Raw genomic sequence first — 17,766 nt, forward strand, 5'->3', positions numbered from 1 at the left:
CACGGGGCCCGGGCTAGACTCGATGCCACCCCCATTCACCACCAGGCGAGGAGACCCCATGCGCGCCACCATCATCCACGGCCCCGGCGACGTCCGCGTCGAAGACCGCGACTACCCCACCATCCAGCAGCCCACCGACGCCGTCGTCAAGGTCACCGCCGCCTGCGTCTGCGGCTCCGATCTGTGGCCGTACCGCGGGGTCAAGCCCACGCACAAGCCCTCCGCGATCGGCCATGAATTCATCGGCCTGGTGGAAAGCGTCGGCGACGCTGTGACGGACCTCGCCGTGGGCGACCTGGTCATCGCGCCGTTTGTGGTCAGCTGCGGCAAGTGCCCGCAGTGCCTCAACGGCGTCACCGTCGCCTGCGACCACCTGGCCGGCTGGGGCGGCAAGGACGACGCCGGTTACGCGATCGACGGCGGCCAGGGCCAGGCGGTCCGGGTCCCGCTCGCCGACGCCACCCTCGTCAAGGTCCCCGGCGTCACCGATCCCGACGACGCCCTGCGCGCCAGCCTCCTGACCCTCTCCGACGTCATGGCCACCGGCCACCACGCCGCCCTCGCCGCGAAGGCCGGCCCCGGCCGGACCGTCGTGGTGGTCGGCGACGGCGCGGTGGGCCTGTGCGGGGTCCTGGCAGCCAAGCGGCTCGGCGCGGAGCGGATCATCGCCATGTCCCGGCACGCCGACCGGCAGGCGATCGCCCGCGAGTTCGGCGCCACCGACATCGTTGCCGAGCGCGGCGAGGACGGCGTCGCCAAGGTCCGCGAACTGCTCGGCGGGGTGCTGGCCGATTCCGTCCTGGAATGCGTCGGCACCAAGGAATCCATGGAGCAGGCCCTGCACAGCGTCCGCCCGGGCGGCGCCATGGGCTTTGTCGGCGTGCCCACGGGCGGTGCCGAAATCCCGGTGCGCTACCTCTTCGACACCAACATCACCATCGGCGGCGGGATGGCGCCGGCCCGGACCTACATCCCGGAGCTGCTGGCCGACGTGCTCGACGGCAGCATCAACCCGGGCCGGGTGTTCGACGTCGTGATGGACCTGGAGGAGGCCCCGGAGGCCTACCGGGCGATGGACGAGCGGCGGGCCATCAAGGTCCTGCTCACCCCGTAGCCACGTGGTCTTGCACAGCCGGGACGGCAGGTCTAGCGTGATGCGCATCAGCACCCCGCAGCCGTCAAGGAGCCGTCATGGCCAGGTTTGTGCAGATCATCGAATTCCAGTCATCCCGCATCGACGAGATCGAGGCGCTCGGCCGGCCCTCGCGGACGGAGGGGGACACCGCCCCGACCTTCCGCCGGATCCTGAACACCGCGGACCGCGACCGCCCCGGCACCTATCTCACCATCGTCGAATTCGACTCGTACGAGTCGGCCATGGAGAACTCGGGGCGGCCGGAGACCTCGGAGTTCGCGGCGCGGATGGCCGCGCTGTGTGATTCCCCTCCGGTGTTCCGCAACCTGGACGTCCAGTGGGAGGACGCCGGCGACGCGGCGACCGCCTAGGCGGTGCACCATGTGCGCCGAACGGGTTGACCACATGCCCGCCGGCCGCGTGCTGGAGGGCCTTGTCCTGGAGCTGGGCAGCACCGGTTCCGCCCCGCTGCCGCTGGTCGGCGGCAAGGCCCTGAACCTGGGGAAGCTCGCCGCCGCCGGCTTCCCGGTCCCGCGCGGCTTCTGCCTGACCACGGAGGCGTACCGGCGGGCGGCGCCGGCGGGGATCGACGCGCTGGCGGCCCGCCTCGACACCGCCGCAGCCACGGCTGGCCGGCCGGAGCCGGGCCACGCCGAGCCGGACCCCCTGGCCGCCAGTGCCCGCGAACTGATCGGCGCCGCGGCGGTCCCGCCCGACGTCGACGCGGCGGTGCGGGCGGCCTACGCGGGGCTGGGCGCGGAGCCGGCGGTTGCGGTGCGCTCCTCCGCCACCGCCGAGGACCTGCCCTTCGCCAGCTTCGCGGGCCAGCAGGATTCGTACACCGGCGTCGTCGGCCCTGACGCCGTCATCGACGCAGTCCACCGCTGCTGGGCGTCGCTCTGGACCGACCGGGCGGTGGCCTACCGGTCCGCCAACGGGATCAGCCACCGGGAGGTGGGGCTCGCCGTCGTCGTCCAGATCATGGTCGACGCCGCCACCGCCGGTGTTATGTTCACCGCCAACCCGGTGACCGGCACACGGACCGAGACGGTGATCAACGCCAGCCCCGGGGCGGGCCAGGCCGTGGTGTCCGGCGCGGTGAATCCGGACCAGTTCACCGTGGACACCGAGACGGCCACGGTCCTGGCCAGGGTGCCGGGCGACGACGATCCCGCCCGCGGCTGGAGCCTGGCGGACGCCGAGCTCACCGAGCTGACCCGCCTCGGCGACGCCGTCCAGCGCCTCTTTGGGGCGCCGCAGGATATCGAGTGGGTTTTCGACGCCGCGGGCAAGGCATGGCTGACGCAGTCCCGGCCGATCACCACGCTGTATCCGCTGGAGGATCCGTTCTCCGGCGACGCGTCCGCCCTCAACCCGGATCCCGCGGGCGGGACCCGCGTCTACCTGTGCGGAACCCTGCTCCAAGGGCTCACGCGCCCGATCACGCCGATCGGGCTCGCTGCACTCGGGCTGATGCGGAACAGCAAGGGACTCTGGCGCTATGTGAGCCCCGGGCTGAGGATGTACGTGGACCTGACGGCGGTGGTGCAAAACAAGTGGGGCCGCCGCTACCTGGAGCGGGTGCTGCCGCTGGCTGACGGCAGGTCCGCCGCGGTCTTCCCGGAACTGCTGGCCGATCCTCGGTTCGCGCTCAGGGAACGCCCCCGGAAGTCCCGCCCCAGGCCCGCCCGGGCTGCCGGCGGAGGGCCGGCGCGGGGCGCCGAGGCCAGTGCCAGCCTGGCCATGGTCCTCGGCCTGGTCCCGGCGCTGATTGGGGCCGCGGTCCGGCCCGAGGAGGAGCTCCGCCGGGCGGATGCCTACGGAAAGCGCCTTGACGCAGCGCTGGTGCTGGCCGAGCCGGCGAGCGCCGGGCAGCGGCTCGACTACGCCGAACAGATCACCCACCGGACCGTCGACGGGCTGATCCGAGCCACCCTGCCCGCGCCGTCCGTCGGCTACATCATGCTGGCCGTGGCCCGGCGGCTGCTGCGCGGCATCGCCCCGCCGCGCGAGCTGGAGGCGGTGCTGCGCGGGCTGCCGCACAATGTGACCACCGAGATGGACCTGGAGCTCTGGCAACTGGCGGTGGGCATCGGTGCCGATCCCGTCTCGCGGGATGTCTTTCTGGCGCAGGACCCGGCGCGGCTCGCGGCGGCGTACCGCGCCGGCGCGCTTCCCGGGCCGGCGCAGGCCGGGGTGCGGGGCTTCCTGGCCCGCTACGGCCACCGGGCGGTGGCCGAGATCGATCTGGGTATGCCGCGCTGGTCGGAGGAGCCGGACCACATCCTCGGGATGATCTCCAACTACCTGCGCGTCGAGGACCCGGAACAGGCCCCGGACCGGCAGTTCCGGCGGGCCGCCGAGCACGCGGAGGAGAGGATCCGCAACCTGGTGGAGCGCGCCGGCGCCCGGGGCCGGTGGCGGGCCCGGGCGCTTGAGCTGTCCCTGCGCCGGGTCCGGGAGCTGTCCGGCCTGCGTGAGCTGCCCAAGTTCCACATCGTTAAGATCCTTGGCGAGATGCACCGCCAGCTGTTGCTGGTTGGCGAAGAGCTGGTGCGCGCCGGCGTCGTCGCGGCCGCGGAGGATGTGTTTTTCCTGGACTTCGCCGAGCTCCGGGTGGGACTGCGCGGCGCCCGGATGCAGGACCTCGTCGCGAGCCGCCGGCGCTTGTACGACGTCGAACTGCGCCGCCGCCACATCCCGCGGGTGCTGCTCTCGGACGGGACCGACGTCGAGGCCGCGGTCATGGCCAAGGCACCGCCCACCGGCGCGCTGGCCGGAACCCCAGCCTCGGCCGGCACCGCCACCGGCACCGTCCGGGTGATCCTGGACCCGGTGGGCGCCCGCGTTGAACCCGGCGAAATCCTGGTGGCACCCTCGACCGACCCCGGCTGGACCCCGCTCTTTATGACGGCGGGCGCCCTGGTGATGGAAATGGGCGGCGTCATCTCGCACGGGGCCGTTGTCGCGCGCGAGTACGGGATCCCGGCGGTGGTGGGCGTGCCGGATGCCACCACCAGGCTGCATACCGGCCAGCGCGTCACCGTGGACGGGGCCGCCGGCATCGTCCGGGAGCTGCCCGACTGAATCCCGCGGCGCTCGCACCGGCGCGGCTGCACCGGCGCGGCCGCCAAGGGGCCGGGCGGCCCTCCGCCCGTGCTAGCACAGCCGTGCCAGTTAGACTGGGGCCATGACCCCGGCACCCCGGTCACCCCAGCTGCCCTCCGGCGGAACCTTCGGCCTGGCCCGCCGCGCGCGGGGCGTGCTGCGCCGGGTCCCGGTCTGGGCCTGGCTGGCTATGATGCATGCGCTGGGCCCCGGCGAGCGGACGCGATTCAACGCCGAGCCGGTGACCGGCGTCGACTACTTCCACGACATTGACTTCGTTGGGGACGGGATCCGTGCCCACCGCCTGGACGTGATCACCCCGGCCGGCGCCGGGGTGGAAGACACCGCTCCTCTGCCGGTCTACGTCTACTTCCACGGCGGGGGCTGGACCTCCGGGGACAAGGCCGCGCTGACCAAGTACTGCGCGAACCAGGCCGCCGGCGGGATGGTGGCTGTCAACGTCAATTACCGGCGGGCTCCGCGTTTCCACATGGCGCACGTCCTCCAGGACGCCAACGCGGCACTGGCCTGGGTCCGCGAGCACATCGCGGACTACGGAGGCGACCCCGCCCGGATTGTCCTGGGCGGGGACTCCGCCGGCGGCCAGATCGCCGCGCTCCTGACCTCGGCCAGCCTCCGCCCCGAACTTGCAGGCCACTACGCCCTGACGCCGGCGGCCCCCGGCTCCAGCCTGCGCGGTCTGGTGCAGCACTGCAGCGTGGTGGACTTCTCCGTGTTCTTCGAGAAGGGCTTCGTGCTCAGCCTGGACTTCGTCCGGATGCTCCTGCCCCGGGCTGCCGGCGGACGCGGCCGTCCCCGCGCGGCGGAACTGCGCGCCGCGGCCGGGTTCCTGTCCCCGATCGAATGGCTCGACGCCGGCTTCCCGCCGGTGTTCGTCACCACCTCGGAGCGCGACTTCTTCTACACCGCCAATCTCAAATTCATCGCGCGCCTGCTGGAGCATAAGGTGCCCGTGGACACCCTGATTTACGGCTGGGACGCCCCGAATACGGAGCACACCTGGCAGCAGGACTTCCGCCATCCCGAGTCGCAGGAGGTGTACCGCCGCCTGCACGCCTTTGTGCGCCGGGTGGCGGGCGCCTGAGGACCGGCGCCGGAACCGGGGTCTATGTTTAGTCCATGGCGTCAACAGGCCGCAATCTTCCCGGCGCACCGGAGCCAGACCCGGAGGTCTTCGGGTCCGGGCTCATCGACGAGGCCGCCTGGCTGGACGCCGCCCTGGCCGACGTCGACTGGTTCGACCCGCCGCCCGGCGCCGTGCGCGGCGAATTCCGGGCCCCAAGCGGGACGCTCGCGACCCTGTCGATGGGCGACCCGGCCAATCCGCGGGTGCTGATGATCCCGGGGGCCACCGGGTCCAAGGAAGATTTCTCGCTGATGCTACCCCGGCTCGCGGCCGCCGGATACTTTGCGCTCAGTTGCGACATCGCTGGCCAGTACGAGTCGGCCGGCGCCGGGCCGGAGCACCTTGTGCCGCCTCGGGAGCACTACGACTACCAGCTTTTCGCGGACGACCTGATCGCCCTGCTCGAGGCCGGCGACGGCGCCGCGCACGTCGTGGGGTACTCCTTCGCCGCGATCGTTGCCCAGGTTGTGTTCGCGCAGCGGCCTGAGCTGTTCCGCAGCCTGACCCTGCTCAGCTGCCCGCCCGAACCCGGGAACAGCTTCCGCGGAGTCCAGCGGATCGGGCGGTTCAGCGGCTGGGCCAGCGGCCGGGTGGGCGCGGCACTGATGATCTGGGGAATCCGCAGCAACGTGGTCAAGGTGGCGCCGAACCGGATTCGGTTTGTGCGGTACCGTTTCGGCTTCACCCGCCGGAAGTCCGTGAGCGACATCTTCGCCCTGATGCAGCACGCCCCGGACCTCCGGCCGGTCCTGGCCGCTGCGACACTGCCCAAGCTGGTCGCCGTCGGAGAACACGACCTCTGGCCGCTGGCGCTGCACCGCCGCTTCGCGCAGGCGATCGGCGCGAAGATCGCCGTCTACCGGGGCGGCCACAGCCCCAGCGAGACCTCGCCGCACCAGATGAGCCGGGACCTGATCGCGCTCTACGCCGACGCCGACTGAGTGAGGGTCAGCGCGGCCCCGGCGCGGCTACCGGAGGTGGCGGCGCTCCCACTGCGTCCGTCGCCGGCGCCGCCGCAGCGGCGGCTCGGATCTGAACTCGACGCCGAACGTCGTCCACGCCATCGCCAGCCTGCGCCCGACCGCGTGCCAGCTCTCGAACGGCCGGGCCGAGACGCCCACCCTCAGCGTCGGGTCGCAGATCACGGCCACCTCGGGCGGAATCTGGTACGAAATGTCGAGGTCGTCGTGGACCGGCGGCACGCCCCGGTGGACGGCGCCGCGGATTCGTTCCCACACCTCGGTCCGCAGGGCGAAGTTGGAGCCGAACAACGGCGGGTGCCCCAGCAGGAGCCCGACCGCCCAGAAATAGCCTGCGATATAGACGCTGCGGCCCACCCAGCGCGCAAAACGGTTGCCGCCGTAGAAATCTCCGGGGCCGGTCACGGCGGACAGCGGCCCGGCGCGCTCAAGGATGGCCGCCACGCGCTCCAGCCAGTCCACCGGCGGGACTGAATCCGTGTCCAGCCTGGCGATTATGGCGCAGCGGGCCTCGTCGAAGCCGAGGGCCGTGGCGGCCGCGATTCCGGGTACCTCAGCGGCGATCCGCCGCACCCCGGCGGCCGCGCAGACCTCGGCCGTGGCGTCCGTGCTGCCGTTGTCCACCACGATGACCTCGTCGGCGCGGTGGCTCTGCCGGGCGAGCGCCTCGAGGCAGACCGCCAGGAGCCGGGCGTCGTTCCGGGTGGGAATGACCACCGAGATTGTTGACATGGTGAGCCGACTATAGCCGCCGCCCGGGATTAACTCCCGTAGTCAGACTCTTGCACCGGGGCCCCGCGCCCCGTACGTTGGGGACAGCGGACGAATGTCTCCGCAGCCGTTGGCCTTGCGTGGCCCCCGGAGATCAGCAGCGTTTCAGAAGGATAAAGGCATGGCTACAGGCACAGTTAAATGGTTCAACGCCGAAAAGGGTTTTGGCTTCATTGCCCCGGATGACGGGTCGGCCGACGTTTTCGCCCACTACTCGGCAATCGCTTCCAGCGGCTACCGCTCGCTGGACGAGAACCAGAAGGTCGAGTTCGACGTCACCCAGGGTCCGAAGGGCCCCCAGGCTGAGAACATCCGCCCGCTCTAAGCTTTCAGGAAGGCCCGGCCTGCCGGAACACTTCTCCTAGAAGACCACTCAGCCCCTCCGGAGTAACCCTCCGGAGGGGCTGCTGTGTTTCCGGGCCGCGCGGGCCCGGCAGCCGCGGCTACACTGTGATGGCGGCGGCCGAAAGTCTGCCCGTACCGTGATCCACTCTTCCCGGAAGCAGCCCTAATGGTCGAACAACTCCTGGCCTTTACGCTGACCTGCGTTGTGGTGGTGGTGGTCCCCGGCCCCGATTTTGCCCTCGTGCTGAAGAACGCGCACCGGGCCCCCGGTTCCGCCGCGGCAACGGCCGGCGGGATCATGGTCGGCAACACGGTCCTGGCCCTTCTCGCCGTGCTCGGTGTGACGGCGCTCCTGGCGGCATCGGAAATCCTGGGCACCGCCGTCCGGATCGCCGGCGCCGCGTACCTGCTTTTCCTGGGCATCAGCGCCCTGCGGGAGGCCTTCGGGCCGCGCCGCAGCCAGCCGAGCGCGGCGGAACCCCGGCCGCGGTTCGGCGGCGGCTCGCCGTTCCTGCAGGGGGTGGTGAGCAATTTGCTCAACCCCAAGGTCGCCGTGTTCTACCTGTCCCTCTTCCCCCAGTTCGATCTGGGCCCGCTGCCGCCCCTGGCGCAGCATGCGTTGATGGCCTGCATCTTCCTGCTCACCGCGCTGGTGTGGTACGTGGTGCTGGTGCAGGCGATTCGGCGGGTCTCCGCGGTGCTGGCCCGTCCCCGCGTGCACCGGGCGGTCACGGCAGGATCCGGTGCCGTCCTGGCCGGCGTCGGCGGGACCATCCTGGCAAAGTCCGCGGTGACCGGGTAGCGGCCACCGGCCGGCCGCTAGCCGACGTGGACCCAGGGCCGCCGGGTGACGTCGGGTTCAGCTTCGCGCAGCACCTCGCGGGTGACCGGCGCGATCTCCCCCTCGCCGAAGGCCAGGAACCGCAGCAGGTTGGTCACCGGGTTGCCCTCGGTCCAGCGGAAGTAGATGTGCGGCATCAGCCCGGTCACGTCGCGGATGTGCAGCAGTACCGAGGCGATCGTGTTGGGGACGACGGGGCCGTGTACCTCCAGGATCCGGTAGCCGTGCCGGGTGATGCCGCGGACCTCCAGTTCGGTTTCAAAATCCGAAGAATCGTCCACGATGACCTCGAGGAAGAGTGCCTGGTAATCCAGCGGCAAGTGGCTGACCTCGATCGCGGACTCCAGCTTCTGCCGGTAGGCCTCCGCGCTCAGCCGGAGCGGCTCGTGGGCCACGATGCGCAGCGGACCGTCGAGTTCATCGGACATGAACTCGAGCGCCTGCCGGTCCATGTGTACGTGGGTGGCGTGCAGTTCGAAGGAGCGCCGCGCCCGCGACAGCAGGGAAATGACGATGATGCCCAGGATGAAGATCGAGGCGATGCGGATGCCTTCGGGGCGTTCGACGACGTTCGCCACGGTGGTGTACACGAAGACGACGGCGATCACGCCGAAGCCGACGGTGCGTTTGCGTTGCCGCTTCCGGCGGGCCGAAAGGGTCACCGCAATGGCCGCGGAGGTCATCAGTACCAGGACGCCGGTGGCGTACGCGCCGCCCTGGGCGTCGACGTCGGCGTCGAAAATCCACGTGATCAGGAAGCCGATCAGGGTGAAGACCAGCACCAGCGGCCGGACCGCCCGGGCCCAGCCGGGCGCCATGCCGTAGCGCGGCAGGTAGCGCGGGACGAGGTTGAGCAGCCCGGCCATGGCGGACGCTCCGGCGAACCAGAGGATGGCGATGGTGGAAACGTCGTAGACGGTGCCGAAGCCCACCCCGAGCTGTTCGTGGGCCAGGAACGCCAAGGCGCGGCCGTTGGCCTGGCCGCCCGGCTGGAACTCGTTCTCCGGGATCAGCACCACGGTGGTGAAGCTGCTGATGATCAGAAATGTGCTCATGATCAGCGCGGCCGTCGTCAGCAGCTTGCGGGCGCCGTCGATCCTGCCCTCCGGATTCTCCTCGGTGTCCTCCGGGTGGCCCTTGATCTGCGGCATCACCGCGACGCCGGTCTCGAACCCGGACAGGCCCAGGGCCAGTTTGGGGAAGACCAGCAGCGCGAACCCCACGGCCAGCAATGGATTCCCGTGGGAGGAGGAGATCGCTTCCCACCAGTTGCCGACCGCCAGCGGATGGGTCAGTACCTCCCACAGCGATACCGCAACCACCACGACGTTCAGAGCCAGGTACACGCCCACAATCCCGACCGCGACCCCGATCGCCTCCTTGAAGCCGCGAAGGAACACCGCGGCGAGCAGGGCCAGCAGGACCAGCGTGATGGCCACGTTCTGGCCGTGCAGCCAGTCCGGGCTGATCGGGTTCTCGACCAAGTGGGCTGTCGCGTCCGCTGCGGAGAGCGTCATGGTGATCATGAAGTCCGTCGCGGCGAAGCCCAGCAGCACCAGCACGAAGAGCTTCCCGCCCCAGCGCGGCATCAGCCGCTCCAGCATGGCGATTGAGCCTTCGCCGCGGTGGCTCTCGCCGGCGACCCTCCGGTAGACCGGCAGCGCACCCAGCAGGGTGATCGCCACCAGGACCAGCGTGGCCAGCGGCGAGATCACGCCGGCGGCGAGCGCGGCGATGGCGGGCTGGTAGCCCAGGGTGGAGAAGTAGTCGACGCCGGTCAGGCACATGACCTGCCACCAGGTGTGCTTCTTCTCGTGGGCCGTGGGCACCCCGCCCGGGCCCTGGTGCGCGCCCTTGCTGTCCTGCAGCCCCACCAGCAGCCACTTCCGGAGCGCGGTCTTGCGGCCGGGCCTCGGCGCCGATGGGTCGGCCGGGGGCCTGCTCAGGGTGGTCATGGTGTGCCTTTCTCCCGGCGCCTCTCTGACGGGCGGGCGCCACGTTCTGCCCCTCAGTTGTGAAGCTAGCAGCGGCCGGGTGGCCGGACCCCACCGCGGCGCGGATCTTGATGAATCCTTGACGCCGCCCTCCCCCGCCGGACGCTGGCCGGAATGGAAGAATGACTGCATGGCACGTGGAACGCTGCGCATCTTCCTGGGGTCCGCGCCGGGGGTCGGTAAGACCTACGCCATGCTCCGGGAAGGGCACCGGCTCCGGAGTGCCGGCGAGGACGTAGTGGTCGCCTTCGCCCGCGACCGCGGCCGGAGGGACACCCGGGAACTGCTGGCCGGCCTTGAAACGATCAAGCCCAGGCGCGTGCCCCTTGGCCAGGTCGACGTCGAGGAACTGGACCTGGAAGCGGCCCTGCGCCGGGCTCCCTCCACCGCGATTGTGGACGAGTATGCCCACGCCAACGCCCCCGGCAGCCGGAACCGGCACCGCTGGCAGGACATCGACGAGCTGCTGGCGGCCGGGATCAACGTGCTGTCCACCCTGGACATCCAGCAGCTGGACTCCCTGGCGGACGTCGTCAGCGCCATCACGCACGTACGCCCCACGGAGACCGTTCCCGACGGCATCGTCCGGCGGGCCGACGAACTGCAGCTGGTGGACCTCTCTCCCGAGCTGCTCCGGGAGCGCCTCGCCGCCGGGAAGATCGTGCCGGCCGACCGCATTGACGCGGCGCTGTCCAACTATTTCCGCCCCGGAAACCTGGCGGCCCTGCGTGAACTCGCCCTGTTGTGGCTGGCCGACAGGGTCGACGAGGGCCTGGCCGGCTACCGGGAGGGGAGCCGGATCGACGCCAACTGGCCGGCCCGCGAGCGCGTCGTGGTCGGGCTGGCGGGCGGGGCCGAGGGCGAGACGCTGATCCGCCGCGGCGCCCGGCTGCTCAACCGCGTCAGCGGCAACGACCTGCTGGCCGTCCATGTCCGGGCTTCGGACGGCGCGGGAGCTGAGTCGCTGCAGGCCCTTGAGGCGCAACGGCAGCTGGTCCAGAGCCTCGGCGGCAGTTACCACGTGGTCACCGGCGACGAAACGTCCGAGGCGCTCCTGGACTTCGCCCGCAGCGTCAACGCCTCCCAGCTGGTGCTCGGCGTCTCCCGCCGGGGCACGGCGGCACGGCTGATGACCGGGCTGCGGGGCGGAGGCACCGCGGCCAAGGTACTCCGCGACTCGTCCGGCCTCGATGTCCACCTGGTGCCCCAGCAGAGCGGGCCAAGCGGCGTCCGGCGGAGCAGGCGGGGGGACCTGGGCCGGACCCGGGTCACCGTCGGCTTTGGCCTGGCAGTAGTTGTTCCTGCGGCGCTCCAGCTGCTGCTGGAACTGAATCCGGACAAGAACCTGGCCACCTCCATGCTGGTCCAGCTCACGGGCTCCGTCGCGGTGGCCCTGGTAGGCGGCCTCTGGCCGGCAGTCCTCGCGGCCCTGTGGAGCAGCCTGCTGGTGAACTATTTCTCCACCCCGCCGGTGGGCAACCTGACCATCAGCGACGCCCAGAATGTCCTGGCCCTGCTGGTGTTCGTCGGCGTGTCCGCCGCCGTCGCCGCCGTCGTCGACCGCTCCGCCCGGCGCTCCAAGGAGGCTGCCCGGGCCAGGGCAGAAGCCGCCACCCTGGCGGAACTCTCCCGCGGCGCCGCCGGCTCCGAGGACACCGTGACGGGCCTGCTGGAACAGGCACTGGATGTCTTCCAGGTCCGCGGCGCGGCGCTGTACGGCCTCACGGGCGGTGACGCCGACGCCGGCCCCGCACCGGCGCAGCCCGGCGGCACGGCGCAGCCTGAAGGAGCCCCGCGATGGCGGCTGCTGGCCGGCGTCGGCGATTTTAGCTCCGCGGCAGCCCCCGACGGCGGGGACGTCGGGGACGCCGGCCCCACCGGCGACAACGTCGAAGAGATCAACGCCGGCACCCGGCTGGTCCTCTCCGGTCGGGTGCTGCCGGCCAGCGACCGACGCCTGCTCGGCGCCTTCGGCGTACACCTCCTGGCCCAGCTGGAGAACCAGCAGCTGCTGGCGAGCCGGAGCCAGCTACGGCGTCTGGCCGAGAGCAACACCATGCGCACCTCGCTGCTGCGCGCCGTCTCGCATGACCTCCGCACGCCCCTGGCCGGCATCAAGCTCGCAGTCGGCGGCCTGCGCCAAGACGGCGTCCGCTACACCCGGGAAGAGGAACGGGAGCTGCTGGAGACCATCGAGGAGTGCTCGGACCGGCTGGAGGCCCTGGTGGGGAACCTGCTGGACATGTCCCGAATCACCTCCGAGTCCGTCCACCCACTCCTGCGGCCCGTGCGCTGGTACGAGGTGGTCAGCGGCGGCCTGCACGGAGTTCCGGCGGACCGGGTCCGGGTGGAGCTGCCGGCGAACATGCCGGAGGTCGAGGCGGATCCCGGCATGCTGGAGCGCGTGATCGCGAACATCGTCGAAAATGCCGTCAAGTATGCCCCCGATTCGGACATTGTGCTGACCGGCACCGCCGGCGGCCTCGGCGCGGCCACCGTGGGCGGCCGGCCTGCCGGGGAGCTGCGGATCATCGACCACGGCGCCGGCGTCCCGGCGGAGGACGTGGTGGAGATGTTCCAGCCCTTCCAGCGCCTGGACGACGCGGGCCGCGCCGGCGGCGTCGGCCTCGGCCTGGCGGTGGCCAGGGGGTTCACCGAGGCGATGGGTGGCCGGTTGAGCGCGGAAGCCACCCCGGGCGGCGGGCTGACCATGGTAGTCAGCCTGCCGCTGTCCGAGGGGGCGCCCGTCCAGAAGCGGCCGGGTCAGGCGCCGCTGGAGCCCCAGTCGGCCATAGTCGGCCGGCACCACGCACCGCCGATCCTCTCGTCCCCGACGGATCTGCCATGACCGCGGTGCTGGTGGTTGACGACGACCCCTACCTGCTGCGCGCCCTGCGCATCACGCTGCGGGCCCACGGCTACGAGGTCAACGTGGCGGAGAACGGGCAGTCCGCCCTCCTCGCGGCGGCCCGCACGCCTCCGGCGCTGGTCATCCTGGACCTGGGCCTGCCGGACATGGACGGCACCGCGGTCCTGGCGAAGCTCCGCGGCTGGAGCCAGGTTCCGGTGCTGGTGCTCTCGGCCCGCCACGGCTCCGAGGACAAGGTCCAGGCACTGGACGCCGGCGCGGACGACTACATCACGAAGCCGTTCGGACTGGACGAACTGCTCGCCCGGCTGCGGGCGCTGCTGCGCCGCAGCGCCGACGGCGCCGAGCCGCCGGTGGTCGCCACCGATGCCTTCACCGTGGACCTCGGCAAGCGCCGGGTCACCCGCGACGGCGAGGATGTCCGGCTCACCCCGACGGAGTGGAAAATGCTCGAGGTGCTGGTGCGGAACCCGGAGAAGCTCATCACGCAGCAGCAGCTGCTCTCCGAGGTCTGGGGCCCGGCCTACGCGAAGGAGACCAACTATCTCCGCGTGTACATGGCCCAGCTGCGCCGCAAGCTGGAACCGGACGCCGCCACGCCCCGGCACCTGCTCACCGAGGCCGGGATCGGCTACCGGTTCCTGCCCTAGCTGAGTCCGGGGGTCAGCAGGCGTCCGCCTCGGCGTTCAGGTCCCGGCCCCGGGTTTCGGGGGCGAAGAAACCAGAGACCCAGCCGATGGCTGCGTAACTCATCAGGATCCCTGCCACGGGGAGCCATCCCGGCCCTGTTGCGGCGACTACGGCGGCGGCCAGGATGGGGCCAAGGCCTCCGGAGAGGACGGCGCCCACCTCCTTGACCGTGGTCATGAAGGAGAACCGGCGCTTGGAACCGAACATTTCAACCAGCCACGTTGATTCCACGCCGTACATGTTGGGAATCGGGCCGCCAATGTAGATGACGAACACCAGTGCCACCAGGACCGGGTTCCGGGTTTCGATCAGGAGCATCGCGGGGATGGTGAAGGCGAACTGGAAGGCCGAGAGCCACAGCCACACGATTCTGCGGCCATACTTATCGGTGAGCTTGCCGGTCAGCAGGACGGTGAGGATCCCCAGAATAGAGCCCAGCGTCACGCCGGTGGTGACAAGGTTGGCATCCATCTTCACGACGGACACGGTCCAGCCGATGAGGAAGCCCTTGACGAGGTACACCGAGCCGTTCTCGCCCAGCTTGATTCCCAGGGACACCAGGAACGGCTTCCGGGCATCTGCAGCATCGCGCCACACGCTTTGCTGTTTCGCTCCGGCGCGGGCCGCCTCCCGGCGCTGCTTGACGATCTCAAAGACGGGCGATTCGTTCACGGTGCGCCGCAGGTACAACGCGACGAGGGTGGTGGCAACGCTGAGCAGGAACGGGATACGCCAGCCCCAGCTCAGGAACTGCTCTTTCGGCAGCTGCGACATCAGCAGCCACAGGGCGCTGGCCAGCAACACCCCTGTGGCAGTCCCCAGGGCCACCACCGCGCCGTAGAAGCCGCGGCGGGCGCTGGGCGCCGACTCCACGAGCAGGAGCGAGGCGCCTGAAAGTTCGGCGCCGGCGCCGAACCCCTGGATGAGGCGCAGCAGGACCAGCAGGGCCGGCGCGGCGACCCCGATTTGGGCATACGTGGGCAGCAGGCCCATCCCGAGGGTGGCGAGCCCCATCATTCCCACCGTGATGACCAGGACGGATTTGCGGCCGTACTTGTCTCCCAGGTATCCGAAGTAGATGCCGCCGAGGGGCCTGACCAGGAACCCGGAACCGTAGGCGGCGAAGCTGGCCAGCAGGGCCATCGCCGGGTCGGTGTTCGGGAAGAACAGCGGCCCGAACACCAGGGCGGCTGCCAGCGTGTAGAGCGTGAAGTCCATGTATTCCAGCGCCGAGCCGAGCCAGGAGGAGATCGAGGTCCGGCGCAGTTCGGCCGGCGGCACCTCCGGGTCGGCAGCAAAATCCACTGCCTCTGGCTCTGCGTATTTCACGTTCATGTTTTCAGTAACCACGGATTATCTTCCTAGTGTGGAGCCGGCAAGCCGGCTCAGCCGCAACTTCATTGTTCGGATGGTGTTGGTGCAGTTTCGTGCAGTGGAGCAGAGCGGACCCTGCAGTCGCCTCAAATCCTCAGGAGGGACACAGTCTCGGCGATGCAGGCCGGCTTTTCGGAGCCTTCCAGCTCGATCCGGTGCAGGACCTTCAGCTGCCGGCCGTTAGCCGTCCCGGTCACGGAGGTCAGCGTCAGCCGGTCCCGGATCCGGGAGCCGGCCCTGGCCGGGGCCGGGAACCTGACCTTGTCCAGGCCGTAATTGATGACCGATTCCGCGCCCTGAACCCGGTACACCTGTCCGGCCAGGTACGGCAGCATCGAGAGGCTCAGGTAGCCGTGGGCCACGGTGGCGCCGAAGGGACCGTGGGCAGCCCGCTCCGGGTCGGTGTGGATCCACTGCCGGTCCAGGGTGGCGTCGGCGAAGGCCTGGATCTGCGATTGCTCCAGCCGGTGCCAGCCGCTCACGCCGAGTTCCTGTCCTGTGACGCCCTCCAGCTCGGCGATATTTTCAAACAGCCTCATCATCAGACCCTCTCCAGCAGCATTGCGACGCCCTGGCCCAGGCCCACGCACATCGTGGCCAGGCCGCGGGCGGCGTTTTCGCGTTCCATCCGGCCCAGCAACGTCACGACGATCCGTGAACCGGAGGATCCCAGCGGATGACCCAGAGCGATAGCGCCGCCGTCATTGTTGACCGTGCCGGGATCAAGCCCCAGCAGCCGCATGCAGGCGAGCGACTGTGCGGCGAAGGCTTCGTTGAGTTCGACGGCCCCGACGCTGTCTGGGCCCCAGCCGGCCTTCGCCAAAGCCTTGCGCGTTGCCGGGACCGGGCCGACGCCCATGACCTCCGGGGCGACCCCGGCCGCCTGGCTGGTGACGATCCGAGCCCGCGGCGTAAGCCCGTAGCGGGCCACCGCCTCGCCGCTGGCCACCACCACGGCGGAGGCGCCGTCGTTGAGGGAACTGGAGTTGCCCGCGGTGACGATACCTTCCGTCCGGACGATCGGCCGCAGGGCCGCAAGCGCCTCCAGGGTGGAGCCGCGCCGCGGTCCCTCATCGGTGTCGACAAACGTAACTTCGCCACGGCGGCCGGTTACCGGCACGGGAACGATCTCGTCCCGGAACCGGCCCGCGTCAATCGCCGCCAGCGCCCGCTCATGTGAACGCAACGCGAAGCTGTCCGCATCGGCCCGGGAGATCCCCTCGCGCCCGGCCACTTCCTCAGCCGTCTCCGGCATCGAGAACCGGGCACCGGCCTGCATCCGCGGATTAACGAACCGTGCGCCAATCGAGGTGTCCGCCAGTTCCCCCGGCTTCGCAAACGGCTGTTCCGGCTTAGCCATTACCCAAGGTGCCCGGGTCATGGACTCGACGCCGCCGGCCACCACAACGTCGGCGTCGCCGTTGCGGACCGACTGCGCCGCCATGCTGATGGCGGTCATTCCCGAGGCGCAAAGCCGGTTGACGGTGACCGCGGGGACGGCGTCGGGCAATCCCGCCAACAGCACCGCCATCCGCGCAACGTTGCGGTTGTCCTCCCCGGCTTGGTTCACACAGCCGAGGATGACTTCCTCGATGCTGTCAGGAGCGAGGCCCGCCCGGGCCACGGCGGCCTGCAGGACGAGGGCGGCCAGGTCGTCGGGCCGGACCGAGGCGAGTGCACCGCCGTGGCGGCCCACCGGAGTGCGGACACCACCGACGAGGAACGCTTCCGCCATCAGCGCGCCCCGCCGTTGATGTACAGCGTCTGGCCCGAGATGTAGGAGGCGTCGTCGCTGGCGAAGAACGCCACGGCGGCGGCCACTTCTTCGGGCTGCCCCACCCGGCCCAGCGGTGTCCGGGCGGCGACCGCCGCCTGGTGCTCTTCCGGGCTGCTGCCGACGCGCTCGGCGGTCGCGGCGGTCATGGACGTGGCGATGTAGCCGGGGGCCACGGCGTTGACGGTGATGTTGAACGCGCCGAGCTCGATGGCGAGAGTGGCCGTCAGGCCCTGGATGCCGGCCTTCGCAGCCGCGTAATTCGCCTGGCCGCGGTTGCCCAGGGCGCTGCGGCTGCTGAGCGAGACAATCCGTCCGGACCGGGCCGGGACCATGTACCGTTGCGCGGCCCGGGAGCAGAGGTAGGCGCTGGTCAGGTTGGTGGCGAGTACCGAGTCCCAGTCCGGGCGCTCCATTTTGAAGAACAGGTTGTCCCGGGTGATGCCGGCGTTGTTGACGAGGATGTCGAGCCGGCCGAACTCCCGGTGGAGTTCGGCGAAGACCCGGTCCACGGTGGCCTCGTCCGTGACATCGCAAACGGCTGCGACGGCCCGGCCGCCGGCCGCGAGAACCTCCGGCTGGGCGGAGATCCGTTGCGCCGTGTCCTTGGCGCCGCCCTCGTTGAGGTCCAGGACGACGACGGTTGCACCGCCGGCCGCCAGCTTCAGGGCGGTGGCGGCGCCGATCCCCTGGGCCCCGCCGGTGACGGCTGCCACCTTGTTCGTGAAGTTGCTCATG

The 17,766-nt window shown here is 70.6% G+C and carries 15 protein-coding genes; 9 read left to right on the forward strand and 6 right to left on the reverse strand.

The features are described from left to right. Positions 1 to 58: 58 nt before the first annotated feature. The 5 genes from E7Y32_RS03690 to E7Y32_RS03710 all read left to right on the forward strand — a co-directional run bounded on the left by E7Y32_RS03690 (position 59) and on the right by E7Y32_RS03710 (position 6,331). Complete coding sequence (locus E7Y32_RS03690; protein ID WP_146335933.1) at positions 59 to 1,114, forward strand: zinc-dependent alcohol dehydrogenase family protein; 1,056 nt, start codon at positions 59 to 61, stop codon at positions 1,112 to 1,114. A gap of 77 nt (positions 1,115 to 1,191) precedes the next feature. Continuing rightward, positions 1,192 to 1,506 (forward strand): hypothetical protein, encoded by a 315-nt coding sequence (locus tag E7Y32_RS03695; protein ID WP_146335934.1) that lies wholly within the window; start codon positions 1,192 to 1,194, stop codon positions 1,504 to 1,506. A 10-nt stretch (positions 1,507 to 1,516) separates the two neighbouring features. Then, entirely contained in the window at positions 1,517 to 4,222 is a 2,706-nt protein-coding gene (locus E7Y32_RS03700) for a PEP/pyruvate-binding domain-containing protein (RefSeq protein ID WP_261382528.1), read from the forward strand. A 103-nt stretch (positions 4,223 to 4,325) separates the two neighbouring features. Then, positions 4,326 to 5,348 (forward strand): alpha/beta hydrolase, encoded by a 1,023-nt coding sequence (locus E7Y32_RS03705; protein ID WP_315897984.1) that lies wholly within the window; start codon positions 4,326 to 4,328, stop codon positions 5,346 to 5,348. A 35-nt stretch (positions 5,349 to 5,383) separates the two neighbouring features. Next, the gene (locus E7Y32_RS03710; protein WP_146335935.1) at positions 5,384 to 6,331 is read left to right on the forward strand and encodes an alpha/beta fold hydrolase; all 948 of its coding nucleotides are present in this window, start codon (positions 5,384 to 5,386) and stop codon (positions 6,329 to 6,331) included. A gap of 27 nt (positions 6,332 to 6,358) precedes the next feature. On the opposite strand, the gene E7Y32_RS03715 is transcribed toward E7Y32_RS03710, so the two are convergent. Then, entirely contained in the window at positions 6,359 to 7,102 is a 744-nt protein-coding gene (locus tag E7Y32_RS03715) for a glycosyltransferase family 2 protein (RefSeq protein ID WP_146335936.1), read from the reverse strand. A gap of 160 nt (positions 7,103 to 7,262) precedes the next feature. Here E7Y32_RS03715 and E7Y32_RS03720 point away from each other — a divergent pair, with 160 nt between their 5' ends. After that, positions 7,263 to 7,466 (forward strand): cold-shock protein, encoded by a 204-nt coding sequence (locus E7Y32_RS03720; RefSeq protein ID WP_013599688.1) that lies wholly within the window; start codon positions 7,263 to 7,265, stop codon positions 7,464 to 7,466. A 186-nt stretch (positions 7,467 to 7,652) separates the two neighbouring features. Next, positions 7,653 to 8,288 carry a LysE family translocator gene (locus E7Y32_RS03725; RefSeq protein WP_146335937.1) on the forward strand — a complete coding sequence of 212 codons (636 nt, stop codon included), beginning with the start codon at positions 7,653 to 7,655 and terminating at the stop codon, positions 8,286 to 8,288. 17 nt (positions 8,289 to 8,305) lie between these two features. Here E7Y32_RS03725 and E7Y32_RS03730 read toward each other — a convergent pair whose 3' ends face one another. Next, the gene (locus E7Y32_RS03730) at positions 8,306 to 10,282 is read right to left on the reverse strand and encodes an amino acid transporter (RefSeq protein ID WP_146335938.1); all 1,977 of its coding nucleotides are present in this window, start codon (positions 10,280 to 10,282) and stop codon (positions 8,306 to 8,308) included. Between the two features lie 169 nt (positions 10,283 to 10,451). Here E7Y32_RS03730 and E7Y32_RS03735 point away from each other — a divergent pair, with 169 nt between their 5' ends. Next, complete coding sequence (locus E7Y32_RS03735) at positions 10,452 to 13,169, forward strand: DUF4118 domain-containing protein (protein WP_146335939.1); 2,718 nt, start codon at positions 10,452 to 10,454, stop codon at positions 13,167 to 13,169. Continuing rightward, positions 13,166 to 13,840 carry a response regulator gene (locus tag E7Y32_RS03740; RefSeq protein ID WP_146335940.1) on the forward strand — a complete coding sequence of 225 codons (675 nt, stop codon included), beginning with the start codon at positions 13,166 to 13,168 and terminating at the stop codon, positions 13,838 to 13,840. Before E7Y32_RS03735 ends, E7Y32_RS03740 begins: the two co-directional genes overlap by 4 nt. Positions 13,841 to 13,853: 13 nt before the next feature. On the opposite strand, the gene E7Y32_RS03745 is transcribed toward E7Y32_RS03740, so the two are convergent. The 4 genes from E7Y32_RS03745 to fabG all read right to left on the reverse strand — a co-directional run bounded on the left by E7Y32_RS03745 (position 13,854) and on the right by fabG (position 17,765). Continuing rightward, positions 13,854 to 15,230: an MFS transporter gene (locus tag E7Y32_RS03745; RefSeq protein WP_146335941.1), complete on the reverse strand. Its 1,377-nt coding sequence runs from the start codon at positions 15,228 to 15,230 to the stop codon at positions 13,854 to 13,856. 110 nt (positions 15,231 to 15,340) lie between these two features. Further along, positions 15,341 to 15,796 carry a MaoC family dehydratase gene (locus E7Y32_RS03750; RefSeq protein WP_315897985.1) on the reverse strand — a complete coding sequence of 152 codons (456 nt, stop codon included), beginning with the start codon at positions 15,794 to 15,796 and terminating at the stop codon, positions 15,341 to 15,343. Then, positions 15,796 to 16,989 carry an acetyl-CoA C-acyltransferase gene (locus tag E7Y32_RS03755; RefSeq protein WP_146335942.1) on the reverse strand — a complete coding sequence of 398 codons (1,194 nt, stop codon included), beginning with the start codon at positions 16,987 to 16,989 and terminating at the stop codon, positions 15,796 to 15,798. The genes E7Y32_RS03750 and E7Y32_RS03755 overlap by 1 nt, the downstream gene beginning before the upstream one ends. Then, entirely contained in the window at positions 16,989 to 17,765 is a 777-nt protein-coding gene (fabG, locus tag E7Y32_RS03760) for a 3-oxoacyl-ACP reductase FabG (RefSeq protein ID WP_146335943.1), read from the reverse strand. Before fabG ends, E7Y32_RS03755 begins: the two co-directional genes overlap by 1 nt. Position 17,766 lies beyond the last annotated feature (1 nt).

The organism is Arthrobacter sp. UKPF54-2 (genome assembly GCF_007858535.1).
In the GTDB taxonomy this organism is placed as follows: Bacteria; Actinomycetota; Actinomycetes; order Actinomycetales; family Micrococcaceae; genus Arthrobacter.